Genomic DNA, 18,921 nt, shown 5'->3' with positions numbered 1-18,921 from the left:
AATGAAACGATTTTTATATTTAGGATATTACTTAAAGCAAATGGATTGGAAAAAATTCAATTTGTTTTTAAATTTTGCTAGTGAGCAAACTAATAAAAATAAAGTTGTATTACTTTTTGATGCACTTTTATCGGTTTTTAAATACAATATTTCATTGTTAGAATATTTTCAGTTTCGTTTTTTTGAAAAAAATAAGCAAGAACGAACTACTTGGGCTGGAACTGGTTATATGTTTGAATATCAGTTAAAAATGAATCCCAAGTCTGAAAGACATATTTTAGACGACAAAAGAAAGTTTTATCAAGAATACAAAGATTTTTTTATTCATAAAGTTGCCACTCTTGACGAGTTAAATAAACATCCTGAAATTGCTAATGCTATGTTAGCTAATCCTTCTGGAAAAATTGTCTTTAAAGTTGCCGATGGAAAATGCGGTATAGCGGTTCAAGTCGAAAAAGCCAACCAATATGATTCTAAAACCATAATTAGTTTTATGGAAAAAAATAAATTTGATATGGTTGAAGAGTTTATCATTCAACATAGTGAACTAAATAAATTATCTCCATCTGGGGTAAATACAGTTAGGATTTTTACTCAGTTGGATAAAAATAATGAAGTGATTTTATTGGGTTGTCGTCAGCGAATATCAGTTAATTCAAGCGTTGATAATATGGCTGCAGGAAATATGGCTGCAATTATTGACGAACATTCAGGAAAAATTATTGATTCAGGAGTTTATAGTGATATTACTAAAAATGAAGAAACTATACATCCAATTACAGGAATTTCAATAATTGGTTTTCAGGTTCCTTTTTGGAATGAAACTGTAGCTATGGTTAAAAAAGCAGCAAAATTACATCCTCAAAATCGTTCAATAGGTTGGGATATTGTCATAACAGAAAATGGTCCAGGTTTTATTGAAGGTAATCACGATTGGTGTAAATTATTATGGCAACTACCAGCAAAAAAAGGATTGAAACATCTTATTGAACCATTTAACAAATAGTTTCATGTATCGTAAGTTTTTTAAAAGATTATTAGACATAGTAATTTCAATCAAAGTTTTGGTTTTAACCTCTCCGATAATTCTTGTTGCCTATTTAATTCTGTTGTACCAAAACAAAGGAAAAGTATTTTTCTTTCAAGAGCGACCAGGATTGCATCAAAAAGCTTTTAACATCATAAAGTTTAAAACTATGACTGATGCAAAAGATGAAACAGGAAAGCTTTTACCCGATAATCAAAGAATTACTAAAGCAGGCAAAATTATCAGGAAATTATCGATTGATGAATTACCACAATTGATAAATGTTTTAAAAGGCGATATGAGTTTAGTTGGGCCAAGACCATTGTTGTTCAAATACATACCATTATATTCTGAAGTACAGTTGCGTCGCCACGATGTTCGACCAGGAATTACGGGTTGGGCACAAGTTAATGGAAGAAACTCTATCAGTTGGACAAAAAAGTTTGAACTAGATGTTTATTATGTGGAGAATGTTTATTTTATTTTTGATTTACAAATATTATGGAAAACATTCATAAAGGTAATTAAAACAGAAGGTGTAAACCAAAGTGATATTCGTCCGATGCAACCTTTTGACGGAACAAATTAGTACTTATGGAAAAGCAAAAACTCTTGATAATTGGCGCAGGAAGTGTTGGTAAATTTATTGCCTACAACATTGAAAATTTTACTCAATCCTTTGAAATAATTGGTTTTTTGGACGATGATATCACTAAGCACAACCAAATAATAGCAGGTTTTCCAGTTTTGGGATCGGTTGAAAAACTGAATGACTTTTCAGGAAAAGAAATAGCATTGGTTTTAGGAATAGCATTTCCAAAAGTAAAAAAAGATTTGTTCGAAAAATACCTGCATTTATCTTTTGATTTTCCTTCATTTATTTCCAAAAACGCTTGGATTTCAAATGAAGTTTCTGTTGGGAAAGGAAGCATTATTTATCCAGGAGTTTCAATAAATTATGAGACATCAATAGCCGATTTTGTTGTAATCAATATGAATTGCGCCATAGGACATAACTGTTCTATAGGTAAGTTTTCATCACTTTCACCAAGCGTTAGTTTAGGTGGAAATACCCAAATCGGAAATAATGTTGAATTAGGAATTGGTGCTTCAACCCTACAAACTGTAGTTGTTGAAGATGATGCAAAAGTTGGAGGAAAAGCAATGGTAGTAAAAAACGTTGCTAAATCAACAGTTGTTATTGGAATTCCAGCAAAAGTCAAATAATTTACAAAATTGATAAAACGTCTTTTCGATATTTTTTTTTCATCATTTATTCTAATAACTTTTAGTTGGTTGATTCTTATTTCCTACATTATTACTAGTATTCAAACCAAATCCAATGGAATTTTTGTTCAACAGCGAATTGGTCAACATGGAAAGTCATTTTCTGTTCTCAAACTAAAATCAATGTATCCCAAAAAAGAGAAAGTGACTTCTTTTGGACAGATTATTCGTCGTTATAAAATTGATGAATTACCACAGTTTTTAAATGTTTTGTTTGGACAAATGAGCATTGTTGGTCCAAGACCAGACATTGCGGGTTATTATGATTTATTAGAAGGAGAAGAACGAAAATTATTAGAACTTAAACCAGGAATTACTAGTGAAGCATCAATAAAATATAAAGACGAAGAATATATTTTAAGTCAACACGAAAATCCAAAGTTATACAACGATACCGTTATTTTTCCAGATAAAATAAAAATGAACTTAGATTATTATTACAAACAATCATTTATTTTGGATGTCAAAATAATTTTGAAAACAATTAAAAATTTAATTAGCTAAACTAATTTGCTACTATGAATAATTCAAAAATTTGGCTATCATCACCTCACATGGGAGGAAATGAACAGCAATTTGTAAATGAAGCATTTGAAACCAACTGGGTTGCACCACTCGGACCAAACGTTACCGGTTTTGAAACCGATTTGGAAGCCTTTTTAGGAAGTGATTCTCAAATTGCCGCACTAAGTTCAGGAACAGCGGCTATTCATTTAGGACTAATTTTGTTAGATGTTCAAGCGGGAGATGAAGTAATTTGTCAAAGTTTTACTTTCTCTGCATCAGCAAATCCAATTCTTTATCAAGGTGCAACTCCTATTTTTGTTGATAGCGAAGAAGAGACATGGAACATGTGTCCAATAGCTCTTGAAGAAGCAATTATTAACAGAATTGAAAAAGGAAAAAAACCAAAAGTTATTATTGCAGTTCATCTATATGGAATGCCATTTAAAGTAAAAGAAATTAGAGCAGTTGCCAATAAATATCAAATTCCAATACTTGAAGATAGTGCAGAAGCCTTAGGTAGTACTTATCACGGACAAAAATGTGGAACATTTGGCGATATCGGTATTTTGTCTTTTAATGGAAATAAAATAATCACGACCTCTGGTGGCGGAGCTTTAGTAACAAAGTCAAAAGAAGTAAAAAATAAAACCGTTTTTTTGGCTACTCAAGCTCGAGACAATGCACCGCATTATCAACATTCTCACATTGGGTATAACTACAGATTAAGTAATATTTCAGCTGGAATAGGTAGAGGTCAAATGCAAGTTTTAGAAAAACATATTGGCTTGCGAAGAAGTATGCATCAATTTTACCATGATTATTTTGAAACAATTCAAGGTGTTACGGTTTTAAAAGAGTCTAATGAGAATATTTATTCAAACCATTGGTTATCTTGTATTGTTATAGATGCAAATGTCTTGGGAAAAACAACTGAAGATTTGCGTTTAGCGCTAGAAGCTGAAAATATCGAGTCTCGACCATTATGGAAGCCAATGCATTTACAACCTATTTTTTTAATTTATCCTTATTATGGCAAATCGGTTTCTGAGAATCTTTTTGCAAACGGATTATGTTTACCATCGGGTTCTAATTTATCTGAAAATGAGAGAAATAGGATTTTAAATGTTTTTAATCGTTTTTTTTAAAAATAATAGCTTAGGTGTTAAAAATATCTTAAATTTGTTAAACACAAATTAGAGTATGATTAAATACATTACTAGAGAATTAAGGTCGAATATATTTAATAAAAAGTTCCAAAACATTGGCTATTTGCCGCGTTGGATAATATTTGCTATTGACGTAACAATAGTTGCAGTGGCATCTATAGTTACATATGTAATTATTGATAATCTTTCAGTTAAGTTTGATAGTTATTTTGAAAGACCAGTCAGTAGTTTAATTATTGTTCTTACACATGCTATATTTTTTATGGCTTTTAGAACTTATGCGGGTATTATCAGACATTCAACTTTTATTGATGGTGTAAAATTATTAGTTGCTTCTACTTGTGCTTACTTTTTACTGTTAACGACAAATTATATATTTTTCTTTACAGTAAATATTAGAATGTTTTTACCAACAGCGTTATTCATCACCTACGTAATTTCATTTTTACTATTGTTTTTATTTAGAATTTTGGTAAAAAATGTTTTTGAAACCTATTTGCAAACAGGAGATAAAAATAAATTAATCAAAGCCGTAATTTTTGGTGCCGATGCTAATGCTATATCCGTTGCCAATGCATTAAAAACAGAAAAACCATCTCGATTTAAACTCATAGCCTTTATTGATAAATTTAATCAAGTCAAGACTTCCAAGAGTATTTTAGATTTACCAATTGTAAATCAAATTAAAAGTGTTCATGTTATTCTCAGAAGCTTAGGAGCTGAAGCGCTTATTATTGCAGAAAAAAGCTTAACTAAAGAAGAAACAATTGCTCTGGTTGAAGAATGTATAGAATATAATTTTAAAGTTTACACAGTTCCTCTTATAACCGATTGGGAAGACCAAAAACAAATTTCTAATCAATTAAAGAATTTTGATATTGAAGATTTATTAGAACGAAAACCTATCGTTTTAGATAATAAAAGTATCTCTTCGCAAATAAAAAATAAAACCGTTTTGATTACTGGTGGCGCTGGCTCAATTGGTAGCGAAATAGTAAGACAAATAATAAATTATGAACCAAGTAATTTAATTATTCTAGATCAAGCCGAGTCTCCATTACATAATTTGAAACTAGAAATAGCTGAAATATCAAAAAAAATAAATGTAAAAACTATCATTGCTGATATTAGAGACTATTCAGTTATCGAAAAAGTTTTTGAAACATTTCAACCAAATTTTGTTTATCATGCAGCCGCATATAAGCACGTTCCATTAATGGAAGATAATCCTTCGCAAGCAGTATTGACAAATATTGTAGGAACAAAAAATTTAGCAGATCTTTCAAGTATATTTAACGTTGAAAAGTTTGTGATGATTTCAACAGATAAAGCAGTTAATCCAAGCAGTGTAATGGGAGCAAGCAAAAGGATAGCTGAGAAATATGTTCAATCATTTAATTTTAAACTACTAGAAAAATCCAATTCAACAACAAAATTCATTACTACTCGATTTGGAAACGTTCTTGGTTCTAACGGTTCAATTGTTCCACTTTTTACAAAACAAATCCAACAAGGTGGACCAATTACAATAACTCATCCAGAAATAATTAGATATTTTATGACAATTCCCGAAGCTTGCCAACTGGTTTTAGAAGCCGGTGCAATGGGAAATGGAGGTGAAATTTATATTTTTGATATGGGAAAACCTGTTAAAATTATAGACTTAGCTAATAAAATGATACGATTAGCTGGTTTTACTCCAGATAACGAAATAAAAATTAAGATTATAGGATTAAGACCCGGAGAAAAGCTTTATGAAGAACTTCTAAATGATACAAGTAAAACACTTCCAACACACAACGAAAAAATCATGATTGGTCAAGATAAAGTTGACTATTTCGAGGAAGTTAACTCATTAATAGAAGATTTAATTTTAGTTTCAAAAAATGGAAATAATCAAGAAATTGTTTCTCTAATGAAAAGAATTGTTCCAGAATTTAAAAGTATGAATTCAGTTTTTGAAACCTTGGATGTTTAATTAACCCAATTTTCTAGAAATAAATATATCTTTGTCTCCAATTAATATAACTTAACAATGCGTTATACATCGTTTTTCCTCCTTTTTATTTTGTTACAATCCTGCGCTTCAAGAAAAAATGTAGCTTATTTACAAGATGTAAATAATAACTCAAATTCCCAAACCGAAGCTAATTATGAACCAGTACTTAAAAATGATGATTTATTAAGTATTATTGTATCAGCTAATGATCCTGAAATTACCTATATGTTTAATATTCCTCAAATTCAAGGAAGTTATAAAGTAAACGAAAACCAAGATGGAATTAAAACCTACCTTATAGATACAAAAGGTGAAATTGAATTTCCAGTTATAGGTAGAATTAAGTTAGCAGGTTTAACTAGAACTCAAGCAATTGATAAGTTAGCAGAAAAAATTAAGCCTTACATTACCAATCCTACGATAAACTTAAGAATTCTTAACTATAAAATATCCGTTCTGGGAGAAGTTAATAAAGCTGGTAATTATACAATTAATAGTGAAAGAATTACTTTGTTAGAGGCAATTGCCAATGCAGGAGATTTAACAATTTATGGTAGAAGAGATAATATTTTAATCATCAGGGAAAAAGATGGTAAAAAGACCTATAACCGCATCGATATTACAAAATCAGATTTTATTAATTCAGATTTTTATTATCTAACACAAAATGACGTTGTAATTGTAGAACCAAATAAAACAAGAGTGAATTCCTCTGCCTTTGGACCTAATATTACGGCTACTATATCAGCATTGTCTGTTATAGCTACAATTATTTTATTATTAACAAGGAATTAAAAATGAAAGAAAATAATTCATTTCAACATAAACTTCAAGATGAAAGTATAAATTTAAGAGAACAGCTTGAAAGTTATATAAAGCATTGGCCTTGGTTTGTTTTTTCAGTTATAATTTCATTGTTGTTTGCTTTTATGTATTTAAGATATACGCAACCACAATACAAATCTGTAGCTACAATATTGGTTAAAGATGATAGAAAAGGTAATTTGCAGTCAGAACTATCAGCTTTTAACGAATTAGGTTTAATGAATGTTAAAAATAACGTTGATAATGAAATTGAAATAATTAAGTCAAGAAGTGTTATAGAGTCGGCAGTCAAAGCATTAAATTTTAATGTGTCTTTTTTGACTGAAGGAAGAGTAAAAACTATAGAGCTTTATGAAAATAGCCCTATTGAAGTATCATTTTTTGAAACCAATGATGATTTTTACAAAAGAGGACAATCGTTTTTAGTGAACTACAAAAATGAAAATTCATTCGATTTAAAATCATTAGACAATAAATTAATTGGTACCTATAAATTTGGAGCCATTATAAACTTACCAAATGCGAAAATGGTAATTACAAAGAGAACAATTACTCATAATTTTGAAAAAAAGGAATACTCAATTATTTTAAGAATTAGTCCTTTAGATCAAGTTGTACAGAGCTATAAATCTAGAGTTTCCGTTGCTCCTTTAAGTAAAAACTCCAGTGTTGTTGAATTAACATTAAATGATCCTGTACCTAATAAAGCAGCTGATTTTTTAAATGCTATGATTGAAATTTATAATCAAGATGCTATTGATGACAAGAATTTCATCTCAAAAAACACTCAAAAATTTATTGATGAACGATTAAAATACATAACAGGAGAGTTGGGTGATGTAGAAAAAGCTGGTGAAAACTATTTGAAATCAAATAAATTAACTAGTATAGCTAATAATGCAGAAACTTTTCTTGAAAATTCTGTTGAATTTGAGAAAGAATTGATTTTAACAGAAACACAAATAAAAGTAGTAAAGTCAATGATTGACTACTTAAATTCCTCTGCAAAAGATGCAATTATACCTAACAATATAATTCCTTCAACAAATGAAAACTCAATAAATACCGGTGATTTGATTAATCAATACAATAGTTTTGTTAATCAAAGAAATAGAAATCTAGAAAACGGAGGAACAGAAAAAAATACTACAGTCATCAATTTGAATAATAAAATTGATGATATGAGAAAAAGTATTAAAGAAAGCTTAAATAGGTTATCGGCTTCTTTAAAAATTAAAAAAAATGAACTCCAATTGCAAGATAATATTACCAACAGTAAAATATCTGAAATACCAAGACAAGGAAGAGAATTTAATAGTATTGAAAGACAACAAAAAATTAAAGAAACATTATATTTATACCTACTTGAAAAAAGAGAAGAGGTTGGAATAACACTAGCAATCACAGCACCAAATGCTAAAATTATTGATTCTGCTATTCCTGCAAAATCACCATTTTCACCAAATACAAGATTAGTTCAACTTTTTGCTCTTTTAGCAGGTTTATTAATACCTTTTCTAGTAATATTTATACATGATTTTCTTGATACTAAAGTCAAAAACAGAAAAGATGTTGAACAAGTTGTAACAATACCATTTTTAGGAGATATCCCAGCATCCGAAAGTAATGATAAAATCATCGAAGTAAACAGTCGTTCAAGTTCTGCTGAAGCAATTAGAATGATTAGAACGAACCTTGATTTTATTCTAGGTAATATTAGTGATGAAAAATGCAAAACAATATTTGTAACCTCTTCTATTCCAAAAGAAGGTAAAACTTTTGTTTCCATAAATCTAGCATCAACAATTGCTTTGACTTCAAAAAAAGTATTAATTATTGGTTTAGATATTAGAAATCCTAAGCTCAATGAATATATCAACTTGCCAGCAAAAGGATTAACTAATTATTTAGCTAGAAACGAAAACAATATAAATGAGTACATTGTTAAAGTAGAAAATTTTGAAAATTTTTATGCACTACCATCTGGTGTAATTCCACCTAATCCAGTAGAATTACTTAGCAATAACAAAATAAACGTATTATTTGATGAATTGAAAAAAGAATATGATTATATCATAGTCGATACACCACCAGTTAGCTTGGTAACAGATACACTTTTAATAGCAAAAAATGCTGATGCTTTCATATACGTCATTAGAGCAAATTATCTAGACAAAAGAATGCTTGGATTTATTGAAGATTTATATCAACAGAAAAAACTACCTAACTTATCATTAATTTTAAATGATACCGATTTAAAGAAATCCTATGGATATGCTTATGGATACGGTTATGGATATGGATATGGTATGGAAATTGAAAATAAATCTTGGAAAGACAAATTTTTTAAGAGAAAATAGAATTCATTAAAATAACCTTTTCAAGTTCTTTAGTACTTTTTATCTCTATTTTTCTTTCAAAAGCTTTGATATGATTTTCATGGTGAATATCACTACCAACAAAATCATACATGTTATTTTTTAAAAGTTTTTCAGTCTGTTTGCCTACAATTTCACCATAATAATTAACAGTTGATAAAAGGTTTAACTGAAACAGACATCCAGAATTTTTTAATTTTTCAAATTCTTTATAATTATTAATATAAAAAGTATAACGTTCAGGATGTGCCAAAATTGGTTTGTAACCACACAGTTGAATCTCAAAAATAATGTCATATAATTGAATAGGCGGACTCAAGTAAGACATTTCAATTAGAATATAATTCTCTTTTAATGTTAAAAGTTTTTCGGTGTTCAATCGTTTAAAAAAATAAGAGTCTAACATATACTCTGCGGCTACATTAAAATTACTTTTTTCTATTGTATCTTTTATCAATGCAGAAGTCTCAATATGTTTATCAATAATAGTGTTTTCATTGTTGTCCCAAATATTTGTTATAATATGTGGTGTAGTTATAATTTTAGTGAATCCTATTTCTTTCATTTTAGAAATTAAAAAAATAGTTTCATCAATGTTTTTTGCTCCATCATCTATTCCTGGTAATAAATGAGAATGAATATCAACAGTACCGCTAGAAATTAAATCCTTTAAATAAGGTTTGCTTTTAGAAAAGAATAACAATTTTTCAAAATTTTAAATAAGTGTAAAACTATAATTTTTTTCCTTTAATGAGTGTAATTATACAGTTTTAATTATCATTTTCATTAAATGACTACCTCGAATTTATATATTTGCAAAGTTATTAAATCCTACAGCAATATTTAATTATATATAATGAAAAATATAAATCCATCTCATGATTGGGATTTAATTATTAAAGGGAAAACATCGCTTTTTGATGTTAGATTCAAAGATTTGTGGCATTATCGAGATTTGTTGTTGCTATTTGTAAAACGAGATTTTGTTAGTTTTTACAAACAAACAGTTCTTGGTCCGTTGTGGTTTTTTATTCAGCCTATTTTTACAACTATAGTTTTTAGTTTTGTTTTTGGTAAACTTGCTGGAATCGGAACAGATGGAATACCACAATACTTGTTTTTTCTCTCAGGAATTACTGCTTGGGCATATTTTTCTGATTGCTTAACTAAAACAAGTACCGTGTTTAGAGACAATGTCAATATTTTTGGTAAAGTTTATTTTCCAAGATTGATAATGCCGTTAAGTATTATTGTGAGTAATTTGGTTCGTTTTGCAGTCCAATTATTATTGTTGCTTATTATGATGGGTTATTTCTATATCAATCCAGTAGAAGGAACAAGTTTCTCATTTTCTAAAGGAATTTTTTTATTTCCAGTTATAGTATTGTTAATGGCTTTATTAGGATTAGGTATCGGATTGATAATAACAGCTATAACCACTAAATATAAAGATTTAACATTTTTAGTAACATTTGGAGTTCAGCTAATGATGTATGGAACAACAGTCATTTATCCATTGAGTGAAGTGCCAATTGAATATAGAAAATTTATTGAATTAAACCCAATGACTGGAATTATAGAAGCTTTTAGATATGCTTTTTTAGGAAAAGGAGAGTTCACTTTTTGGAGTATTGGATACTCAACTTGCGTCACTTTAGTTTTACTAACACTTGGAATCTTGATTTTTAACAAAACAGAAAAGAACTTTGTAGATACAATATAATGAGTAAAACAGTTATAGAACTAAACAATATATCAAAAGCCTATCAAATAGGACAAATTGGAACTGGAACATTATCTAGAGATATAGAACGTTTTTGGTTAACCAAAGTTCTTGGTAAAGAAGATCCATTTTTAAAAATTGGCGAAACTAATGATAGAACAAGTAAAGGAAACACTGATATAGTTTGGTCATTAAAGGATATAAATTTTAAAATTAATGAAGGAGAAGCGGTTGGAATTATTGGTCGAAACGGAGCAGGAAAAAGTACTCTACTAAAATTATTATCAAGAGTAACAGGTCCAACAACTGGCGAAATAAAAGTAAAAGGTAGAATTGCAAGCTTACTTGAGGTTGGAACTGGATTTCATCCAGAATTAACAGGTCGAGAAAATATTTTTCTAAATGGTGCAATTCTTGGTATGAGAAAAAAAGAGATTGCCAGAAAGTTAGATGAAATAATTGATTTTTCTGGAGTTGAAAGATATATTGATACTCCTGTAAAAAGATATTCTTCAGGAATGTACGTTCGTTTAGCCTTTGCTGTTGCAGCACATCTTGAAAGCGAAATTTTAATTGTAGATGAAGTTCTAGCCGTTGGCGATGCCGAATTTCAGAAAAAATGCTTAGGCAAAATGGGTGATATAAGTAAAGGCCAAGGTAGAACAGTTTTGTTTGTTAGTCATAACATGGCAGCCGTACAGAGTTTATGTAACCATGGAATTGTTCTTGTAAACGGTTCAGTATCATTTGATGGAGAAATTTCAAATGCAATAAATCATTACTTACAGCAAGGGAATGCTTCAAGTACCATAAGTGACAAGTTGATAACCATTGGAAACGATAGTTTTATTGTAAATTATAAACTATTAGATGAAGAGTTTCAAGAGAGAACATCTTTTAGATCGAATTCAAATATAGTTGTTGATTTATTGATTAAATCTGAAAATACAGTTGACTTTAAAAATTATGTATTTGAGTTAAAAATAATTGATATTTTTGGGAATATTATATCTGTTATTTCAAGTTATTTATCAGGATTTATTTTGAATAAAAAAACAAATGAACTTATTTTAAGAATAAATATTGGTCCAATTAACTTTATGAAAGGCGACTATAAAATTAATCTAGTAGTCGTTAACTATAATGATACCTCAAAAGTCAAAACCATAGAAAATTTCATGTCGCTTGAGATTATTGATGCATTAAAATTAAATATCAATAGAGATATAAATCCAAGATTACATGGAAATATAGCATTTAATACTTCTTGGGAAATAATTTAAAACAATGAAAAAAATAAAAAAAATTATTAAAAAAAGATTTAAGTTGTTTATTAATTCATTGAATGTAAATAATCACTCTTTTAATAAACGTGTTTTTACTAAAATTTATGAAAAAGATTTGTTTAATGAAAGAAGTAATAATGCTAATAATGTATCCAAATCTGGTTCAGGTTCTGATCTTGAACAAACAAAAGAAATTATTGAAAAGCTGCCTATACTTCTAAAAAAATACGAAATTAAAAGTATGTTAGATATTCCTTGTGGAGATTTTTATTGGATGAAAAATGTTGATTTGAATTCTATAAATTACATAGGTGCTGATATAGTTGAAAAAGTAATAAATGAAAATAATATAAAATTTTCCAACTCTTCAATTACTTTCAAAGAAATAGACATACTAACTCAACCATTACCAAAAGTAGATTTAATTTTTTGTAGAGATTTATTAGTACATTTAAAAAACAAACAAATTTCTTTAGCACTAAAGAATATTCAAAAAAGTGGCTCCAAATATCTTTTAACAACAAGTTTTAAAAATACAACTGTAAATATTGATAATGGAGAAATTGGCATTTGGAGACCTATAAATCTTGAAATTGCTCCATTCAATATGGATAATCCAGTTGATAGTCTATTTGAAAACTGTACTGAAAAAAATGGAAAATATATTGACAAATATCTTCTATTGTATAGATTGAATTAAATTTTTAATAAAATTTTGAACAAGAAAGTTTTAATTTTTGGTCCAATTGGTGATTTTGGTGGTAGAGATGTAGAAGTAAACATTATCGCAAAGTCATTAAATGGAAAATACAATATAAGTTTACTATCATCAATCTATATTTCTGATAAATCTTATGCATTAGCAGACCTTGCAGTACAAAATTTCACCTCTTTTCAAATACAAGCATTTAATTCTTCCTTACTTTTAAGAATTTTGGCATATGTTTTAAAGTTTAAGAATAAAAAAAACAAAAAAGCATATGCGTTTGTAAAAAATAAACTCTCAAAAAAAATATTTAATTTTAAAAAAAACAACATCTCAATTCTGGAAAGTAAAATTAAAGAATCGGATGTCGTTATTGCTTGCGTTCAACTGTCGTCAAATTATCTAAAAGAACTAGTTGAAATTTCAAATAAACATAATAAACCTTGTATAGTAAGAACTACAGGTACAGTTAGAGATTTTGATATTAAAAAAACTGACTTTCTAAAAAGAGTAGCACTTTTTGTGCACCATTCTGAAACTAATGCAAGAAATTTGAATAACCAAATTGAATTACCATATGCCATTATTGATCAATGCGCTTTAAACGACAATTGCCTTTTAGAGTTACCAATAAATTTTAATCAGAAAAAAAAATACGGTTTTCTCGGTAGAATAAGTAGGGAGAAAGGCATAATTGAATTAATTGATTTTTTTTGCAAAAATGATGATTATGAGTTTATAGTCGCAGGAAATGGTGTCTTGAAAAATGATATAGAAATTAAAAGCAAAGAGAAAAAAAACATAAAATTTCTAGGGCAAATAAATCAACAAGAGCTTTATAAATTTTTCAAAGAAATTGATGTGTTAGTAATTGCATCTCACGAAGAATCAGGACCATTGGTAGGATTAGAAGCTATGGCAGCTGGTAAAATTATTATTTCAACAAAAGTTGGTGCTATGGAAGATAGATTGTTTTCAACAGAAAATGATTTTTGGATAGACATTAACGAAAAAAAATCAATAAACTTAAGTATTGAAATAATTGAACAGTTAAAACAAGCTGATTTAGTAAAAATAGCAGAAATAAATAGACAAGTTTATGTGAAAAAGTATAGTTTTGCTACTATAAAAAGTCAATATTTAGCACTAATTGATAATATTATTGTCAAATGAGAATAGGCACAAATCCATCTAAAAATGATATTTCTTATGAGACCATTTATTTTCATCAGATAATAATTCCTGTATATATTCCTAATAATGAAGACTACTTCGTTGATGCATTTAAAATTTTTAAAATTTGTTTACAATCTCTATTAAAAACCATACATACAAAAACATATATCACAATTGTTAATAACGGTTCAAATATTGAAGTGGTTGATTATTTAAATAGTTTGTACAAGGATAAAATTATTCACGAAGTCATACATACAGATAATATTGGAAAGTTTAATGCAATTGTAAAAGGAATTTCTGGAAGAAAATTTAAATTAGTAACAATAGCCGATGCCGATGTTTTATTTCTGAAAAATTGGCAAAATGCTACCTATGAAGTTTATAATAAAATCCCGAGAGCAGGAATTGTTGGGTTAGTACCTCAGTTCAGAAGTTTTGGAGAGCATTCAACTAATTTAATTTTTGAAAAATTATTTTCTAATAAATTGAAATTTACAAATGTAGATGATCCTGATGGTTTAAAAATGTTTTATGAAAGTCTTGGATGGGGAAATAATTACAATCAAGATTATTTAAAATATCATTTAACGTTTGAACAAAATGGTTGTAAAACGGTGGTAGGTTCAGGACATTTTGTTGCTACTTACAGAGGCGATTTTTTTGAGACAATTAAAACTCATTCTAATTTAAAAATGGGACCAAAAATTTTAAAAAATTTAGATAGTCTACCATTGTATCATAAACTTTGGCGTTTAACTACAAGTAAAAATCATGCATACCATATGGGGAATTATTATGAAAAATGGATGGATGAAGAAGTACAAAAATTAAATGAGAATAATGAAAAAAGTATAGAATTATTAGATTTTAATCAACTTACCAAAGAAAATAAAATAAGTTTCTACATAAAAAACAAACTTTTTAGAAAACTTTTCAATAGAAAGGAGTTTAGAAGGTTTTTCTACAAAATAAAAGATTTGCCAAAATCTTCCATTACAAAATATTAAATTTTGACTAAATTCAAATTTCTAATTACAACAAAAAATCGCCAAAAAGACTTAGTATTTACACTAAATGAAATGAGTGATATACTAAATAGATGCGATGTTGATTGTACTATTATTGATGATGGATCAACAGATAACACCTATAATATTGTCAAAGAAAAATTTCCACTTCTAGATATTCAAAGAAATGAAATTTCCAATGGTTACATTTATTGTAGAAATAAAATGCTTAATGAGACTGATGCTGAATTTGCAATTTCTCTTGACGATGATGCTCATTTCATCTCTAAAAATTCATTAGAATTAATAGAAAAACATTTTAATAATAATCCATCGTGTGGATTAATTGCTTTCCGAATTTTTTGGAGTTTAGAAGAAACAAACTGCATTACAACTAATGATACAACACATCAAGTTAAAAGTTTTGTAGGATGTGGACATGCATGGCGAACAAAAGCATGGAAAAGTATACCTAATTATCCAGAATGGTATGAATTTTATGGAGAAGAGAGTTTTGCTTCAATGCAATTATTCAAAAAAAAATGGAAAGTTGATTATAATCCAGAAATTTTAATTCAACATAGAGTAGATTTAAAGAATAGAGCAAAACAAAAGAAAGACTTTAGTTTTAGATACAGAAGAAGTCTTCGAGCTGGATGGTATAATATTTTCTTATTTTATCCCAAAAAGAAAATAACTTACTATTTTGCATATTCAATTCTCATGCAATTTAAAAAAATAGTCAAAGGAAATTTCAAAGTAATTAAACCTTTTTTCTTTGCATTTCTCGATCTGATAAAAAGTTTTCCAACAATTCTAAAAAATAGAAATAAATTTACTGAAGAAGAGTTTGATTCTTATAAAAAATTAAGCGAACCAAAAATTTATTGGAAACCACAAAAATAATTACATTTACCTACTTCCAAAAAAAGTATAATTGATGAAAAACAAACCTTATTTAATAGCTGAAATTGCTCAAGCTCATGAAGGAAGTCTTGGAATACTTCATTCCTATATTGATGCCGTTTCAAAAACAGGTGTTCAAGCTATTAAATTTCAAATGCATTTAGCTGAGGCAGAAAGTAGTGTTCATGAACCTTTCAGAGTTAAATTTTCAAAAGAAGACTTAACTCGATTTGACTATTGGAAAAGAATGGAATTCTCCATGGACCAATGGAAAGATATTAAAAAACATTGTGATGAAGTTGGACTAGACTTTATTTGTTCCCCTTTTAGTAATCTTGCTGTTGATTGGTTAGAAGAAATAGGTGTACACACTTATAAAATAGGCTCGGGCGAAGTCAATAATTTTTTATTGTTAGAAAAAGTTTGTCAAACTGGAAAGCCAATTATTATTTCTTCAGGAATGAGTAGTTATGATGAATTAGATGAAACTATCAATTTTTTAAAAAATAATAAGGCCGATTTTTCAATTTTACAATGTACAACAGCTTATCCAACTAAACCAGAACAGTTTGGACTGAATGTAATAAAAGAACTGAGTGATAGGTACAATGTAACCATAGGATTTTCAGACCATTCAGCAAAAATTGCTACAGGAATAGCCGCAGTTTCTTTGGGTGCAAAAATTTTAGAATTCCATGTTGTGTTTCATCGAGATATTTTTGGACCAGATGCAAAAGCTTCTTTAACAATTGAAGAAACTATACAATTAGTTGAAGCAGTAAATCAAATTCAAGAAGCCATTGATAATCCAATCGATAAAAACAACAACAATCAATTCAAAGAGTTGAAGCAAATTTTTGAAAAATCACTAGCAGTTAATAAAAATTTACCTAAAAACCATATAATTACATTTGACGATTTAGAAAGTAAAAAACCAAAAGGTTTTGGTATTTTAGCGTTAGATTTCCATAAAGTTATTGGACGAAAACTAAACAAACAAAAATCACAATGGGATTTTTTAAATGAAGATGACTTAGAATGAATGTAAAAAGAAAAATAGCTGTAGTCATAACAGCAAGACCATCTTACAGTAGAGTAAAAACAGTATTAACAGCAATACAAAATCATCCTGAACTAGAATTACAGCTAATTGTTGCTGCATCAGCATTATTGGATAGATATGGAAGTGCTGTTAATTACATTGTAAATGATGGATTTGAAATTGCAGCAAAAGTTTTTAATGTTTTAGAAGGAGAAAATTTAACTGCCGCAGCAAAAACAACTGGAATAGGAATACTAGAATTATCAACAGTATTTGATAATTTAAAGCCAGATATTGTTGTCACAGTTGCCGATCGTTTTGAAACAATGGCAACAGCTATTTCAGCTTCCTATATGAATATTCCTCTTGCCCATATTCAAGGTGGTGAAGTTACTGGTAATATTGATGAAAAAGTAAGACATTCAATCACAAAACTTGCAGACTATCATTTTGTAGCTTCTGAAAATGCTAAACAACGAGTTATACAATTGGGCGAAAATCCTGAAATGGTTTTTAATACAGGCTGTCCATCAATAGATATTGCAAGTCAAGTTAATAATAAAACTAATTTAGACTTTAATCCTTATGAAAGATATGGAGGAGTTGGTTCTCAACCTAATCTAAAAAAGGGTTATTTAGTGGTTATGCAACATCCAGTTACTAACGAATATAAAGACTCAAGAAAGCATATTGAAGCTACACTTACAGCCATACAAAAAATAAATAAACCAACATTGTGGTTTTGGCCAAATGTTGATGCTGGAGCCGACGGAACGTCTAGTGGAATTCGTTCTTTTAGAGAAAAATATGAACTTGAAAATGTACATTTTTTTAAAAACATGAAAGGCGATGATTTCTTAACATTATTAAATCATTCGTTATGTTTAATTGGAAATTCCAGTGTTGGAATTCGAGAATGCGCCTATCTTGGTGTTCCCACAGTTAACATAGGTTCAAGACAAAACAGAAGAGATAGAGGAAAAAATGTAATTGATGTTTCATACAATGAAGATGATATTGTAAATGCAGTTGAAATTATATTGAAAGAAAACAAAAGAGAAAAATCAACAGTTTATGGCGGTGGAAATGCTGGAGAAAAAATTGCAAAATTATTAAGCAGCTTACCGTTAAAGTTTCATAAAACCATAACTTATTAATGAAAATACTTGCAGTTATTCCAGCACGCGGCGGTTCAAAAGGAGTACCAAGAAAAAATATAAAACTTCTAGGAAATAAACCCTTAATTGAATTTACCATTGACTCTGCAAAAAACGCTACTCTTTTAACAGAAATAGTTGTATCTACTGATGATGATGAAATTGCTATCGCTGCTGAATTAGCTGGTTGTAAACCACCATTTATTAGACCTACAAACTTGGCTCAAGACCATTCTACCTCAATTGAAGTAGTACAACATGCAGTAGAATTTTTTGAAAAGCAAAATTCTTTCTTCGATGCGGTTTGCTTACTTCAACCTACCAGTCCTTTTAGAGAAAATGGATTTATTGATAAAGCAATAGAAAAATTTATTGAATCTGATGCTGATAGTTTAATAAGTGTTCTTCCTGTTCCACATCAATATAATCCTCACTGGATATTTGAAGAAAATAATGGAACTTTAAAAATAGCTACAGGCGAAGAGAAAATAATCTCAAGAAGACAAGATTTGCCAAATGCATTCCATCGAGATGGTTCAATTTATATAACCAAAATCCAAACATTAAAAAATGGAAGTTTTTTTGGAAATAAAATTGCATATATAGAAAGTAACGCAAATTTTTATGTCAATATAGACACAATAACCGATTGGGAAAATGCAGAGAAAATTTTAACAATAATTTAACAGTTTAATTACTGTACACAAAATTAATTCAAATAAATTT

At 28.6% G+C, this 18,921-nt stretch carries 18 protein-coding genes; 17 read left to right on the top strand and 1 reads right to left on the bottom strand.

Going from position 1 to position 18,921, the window contains the following annotated elements:
* The first annotated feature begins 1 nt into the window (after nucleotide 1).
* The 8 genes from IAI56_RS06460 to IAI56_RS06425 are packed head-to-tail and all read left to right on the top strand — an operon-like array spanning nucleotide 2 to nucleotide 9,171.
* Nucleotides 2–1,006 (top strand): sugar-transfer associated ATP-grasp domain-containing protein, encoded by a 1,005-nt coding sequence (locus IAI56_RS06460; protein ID WP_187657101.1) that lies wholly within the window; start codon nucleotides 2–4, stop codon nucleotides 1,004–1,006.
* Nucleotides 1,007–1,010: 4 nt separating this feature from the next.
* Nucleotides 1,011–1,616: a sugar transferase gene (locus IAI56_RS06455; protein ID WP_187657100.1), complete on the top strand. Its 606-nt coding sequence runs from the start codon at nucleotides 1,011–1,013 to the stop codon at nucleotides 1,614–1,616.
* A gap of 5 nt (nucleotides 1,617–1,621) precedes the next feature.
* Nucleotides 1,622–2,254 carry a NeuD/PglB/VioB family sugar acetyltransferase gene (locus IAI56_RS06450; RefSeq protein WP_187657099.1) on the top strand — a complete coding sequence of 211 codons (633 nt, stop codon included), beginning with the start codon at nucleotides 1,622–1,624 and terminating at the stop codon, nucleotides 2,252–2,254.
* A 9-nt stretch (nucleotides 2,255–2,263) separates the two neighbouring features.
* Complete coding sequence (locus tag IAI56_RS06445; RefSeq protein ID WP_187657098.1) at nucleotides 2,264–2,818, top strand: sugar transferase; 555 nt, start codon at nucleotides 2,264–2,266, stop codon at nucleotides 2,816–2,818.
* A gap of 14 nt (nucleotides 2,819–2,832) precedes the next feature.
* Complete coding sequence (locus IAI56_RS06440; RefSeq protein WP_187657097.1) at nucleotides 2,833–3,966, top strand: DegT/DnrJ/EryC1/StrS family aminotransferase; 1,134 nt, start codon at nucleotides 2,833–2,835, stop codon at nucleotides 3,964–3,966.
* 55 nt (nucleotides 3,967–4,021) lie between these two features.
* Nucleotides 4,022–5,965, top strand: a complete 1,944-nt coding sequence (locus tag IAI56_RS06435) for a polysaccharide biosynthesis protein (protein ID WP_187657096.1) — start codon at nucleotides 4,022–4,024, stop codon at nucleotides 5,963–5,965.
* Nucleotides 5,966–6,022: 57 nt separating this feature from the next.
* Entirely contained in the window at nucleotides 6,023–6,781 is a 759-nt protein-coding gene (locus IAI56_RS06430; protein WP_187657095.1) for a polysaccharide biosynthesis/export family protein, read from the top strand.
* Between the two features lie 2 nt (nucleotides 6,782–6,783).
* Entirely contained in the window at nucleotides 6,784–9,171 is a 2,388-nt protein-coding gene (locus IAI56_RS06425; RefSeq protein WP_187657094.1) for a GumC family protein, read from the top strand.
* On the opposite strand, the gene IAI56_RS06420 is transcribed toward IAI56_RS06425, so the two are convergent.
* Nucleotides 9,158–9,892: a tyrosine-protein phosphatase gene (locus IAI56_RS06420; RefSeq protein WP_187657093.1), complete on the bottom strand. Its 735-nt coding sequence runs from the start codon at nucleotides 9,890–9,892 to the stop codon at nucleotides 9,158–9,160. The genes IAI56_RS06425 and IAI56_RS06420 overlap by 14 nt on opposite strands.
* Nucleotides 9,893–10,045: 153 nt before the next feature.
* Here IAI56_RS06420 and IAI56_RS06415 point away from each other — a divergent pair, with 153 nt between their 5' ends.
* The 9 genes from IAI56_RS06415 to IAI56_RS06375 are packed head-to-tail and all read left to right on the top strand — an operon-like array spanning nucleotide 10,046 to nucleotide 18,881.
* Nucleotides 10,046–10,912 (top strand): ABC transporter permease, encoded by an 867-nt coding sequence (locus tag IAI56_RS06415; protein ID WP_187657092.1) that lies wholly within the window; start codon nucleotides 10,046–10,048, stop codon nucleotides 10,910–10,912.
* Nucleotides 10,912–12,195, top strand: coding sequence for an ABC transporter ATP-binding protein (locus IAI56_RS06410; protein ID WP_187657091.1), 1,284 nt, complete (start codon nucleotides 10,912–10,914; stop codon nucleotides 12,193–12,195). Before IAI56_RS06415 ends, IAI56_RS06410 begins: the two co-directional genes overlap by 1 nt.
* Nucleotides 12,196–12,199: 4 nt before the next feature.
* Nucleotides 12,200–12,898, top strand: coding sequence for a class I SAM-dependent methyltransferase (locus tag IAI56_RS06405; RefSeq protein ID WP_187657090.1), 699 nt, complete (start codon nucleotides 12,200–12,202; stop codon nucleotides 12,896–12,898).
* 15 nt (nucleotides 12,899–12,913) lie between these two features.
* A complete protein-coding gene (locus IAI56_RS06400; protein ID WP_187657089.1) occupies nucleotides 12,914–14,077 on the top strand; it encodes a glycosyltransferase family 4 protein in 1,164 nt (387 codons plus the stop codon).
* Nucleotides 14,074–15,090 carry a glycosyltransferase family A protein gene (locus IAI56_RS06395; protein ID WP_187657088.1) on the top strand — a complete coding sequence of 339 codons (1,017 nt, stop codon included), beginning with the start codon at nucleotides 14,074–14,076 and terminating at the stop codon, nucleotides 15,088–15,090. The genes IAI56_RS06400 and IAI56_RS06395 overlap by 4 nt, the downstream gene beginning before the upstream one ends.
* A gap of 3 nt (nucleotides 15,091–15,093) precedes the next feature.
* The gene (locus IAI56_RS06390; protein ID WP_222940986.1) at nucleotides 15,094–15,996 is read left to right on the top strand and encodes a glycosyltransferase family 2 protein; all 903 of its coding nucleotides are present in this window, start codon (nucleotides 15,094–15,096) and stop codon (nucleotides 15,994–15,996) included.
* Between the two features lie 34 nt (nucleotides 15,997–16,030).
* Nucleotides 16,031–17,038: an N-acetylneuraminate synthase family protein gene (locus IAI56_RS06385; protein ID WP_187657087.1), complete on the top strand. Its 1,008-nt coding sequence runs from the start codon at nucleotides 16,031–16,033 to the stop codon at nucleotides 17,036–17,038.
* Nucleotides 17,035–18,195 (top strand): UDP-N-acetylglucosamine 2-epimerase, encoded by a 1,161-nt coding sequence (neuC, locus tag IAI56_RS06380; RefSeq protein ID WP_187657086.1) that lies wholly within the window; start codon nucleotides 17,035–17,037, stop codon nucleotides 18,193–18,195. The genes IAI56_RS06385 and neuC overlap by 4 nt, the downstream gene beginning before the upstream one ends.
* Nucleotides 18,195–18,881, top strand: coding sequence for an acylneuraminate cytidylyltransferase family protein (locus IAI56_RS06375; protein WP_187657085.1), 687 nt, complete (start codon nucleotides 18,195–18,197; stop codon nucleotides 18,879–18,881). Before neuC ends, IAI56_RS06375 begins: the two co-directional genes overlap by 1 nt.
* Nucleotides 18,882–18,921: the final 40 nt, after the last annotated feature.

The organism is Flavobacterium macrobrachii, assembly GCF_014486675.1.
In the GTDB taxonomy this organism is placed as follows: domain Bacteria; phylum Bacteroidota; class Bacteroidia; order Flavobacteriales; family Flavobacteriaceae; genus Flavobacterium; species Flavobacterium macrobrachii.
This window is presented reverse-complemented; position numbering and strand designations above follow the sequence as displayed.

Bases quoted from the DNA above. Each gene is read 5' to 3' on its own strand.
- IAI56_RS06460 (WP_187657101.1), top strand. From the start codon at position 2: ATGAAACGATTTTTATATTTAGGATATTACTTAAAGCAAATGGATTGG.
- IAI56_RS06455 (WP_187657100.1), top strand. From the start codon at position 1,011: ATGTATCGTAAGTTTTTTAAAAGATTATTAGACATAGTAATTTCAATC.
- IAI56_RS06450 (WP_187657099.1), top strand. From the start codon at position 1,622: ATGGAAAAGCAAAAACTCTTGATAATTGGCGCAGGAAGTGTTGGTAAA.
- IAI56_RS06440 (WP_187657097.1), top strand. From the start codon at position 2,833: ATGAATAATTCAAAAATTTGGCTATCATCACCTCACATGGGAGGAAAT.
- IAI56_RS06435 (WP_187657096.1), top strand. From the start codon at position 4,022: ATGATTAAATACATTACTAGAGAATTAAGGTCGAATATATTTAATAAA.
- IAI56_RS06430 (WP_187657095.1), top strand. From the start codon at position 6,023: ATGCGTTATACATCGTTTTTCCTCCTTTTTATTTTGTTACAATCCTGC.
- IAI56_RS06425 (WP_187657094.1), top strand. From the start codon at position 6,784: ATGAAAGAAAATAATTCATTTCAACATAAACTTCAAGATGAAAGTATA.
- IAI56_RS06415 (WP_187657092.1), top strand. From the start codon at position 10,046: ATGAAAAATATAAATCCATCTCATGATTGGGATTTAATTATTAAAGGG.
- IAI56_RS06410 (WP_187657091.1), top strand. From the start codon at position 10,912: ATGAGTAAAACAGTTATAGAACTAAACAATATATCAAAAGCCTATCAA.
- IAI56_RS06405 (WP_187657090.1), top strand. From the start codon at position 12,200: ATGAAAAAAATAAAAAAAATTATTAAAAAAAGATTTAAGTTGTTTATT.
- IAI56_RS06395 (WP_187657088.1), top strand. From the start codon at position 14,074: ATGAGAATAGGCACAAATCCATCTAAAAATGATATTTCTTATGAGACC.
- IAI56_RS06385 (WP_187657087.1), top strand. From the start codon at position 16,031: ATGAAAAACAAACCTTATTTAATAGCTGAAATTGCTCAAGCTCATGAA.
- neuC (WP_187657086.1), top strand. From the start codon at position 17,035: ATGAATGTAAAAAGAAAAATAGCTGTAGTCATAACAGCAAGACCATCT.
- IAI56_RS06375 (WP_187657085.1), top strand. From the start codon at position 18,195: ATGAAAATACTTGCAGTTATTCCAGCACGCGGCGGTTCAAAAGGAGTA.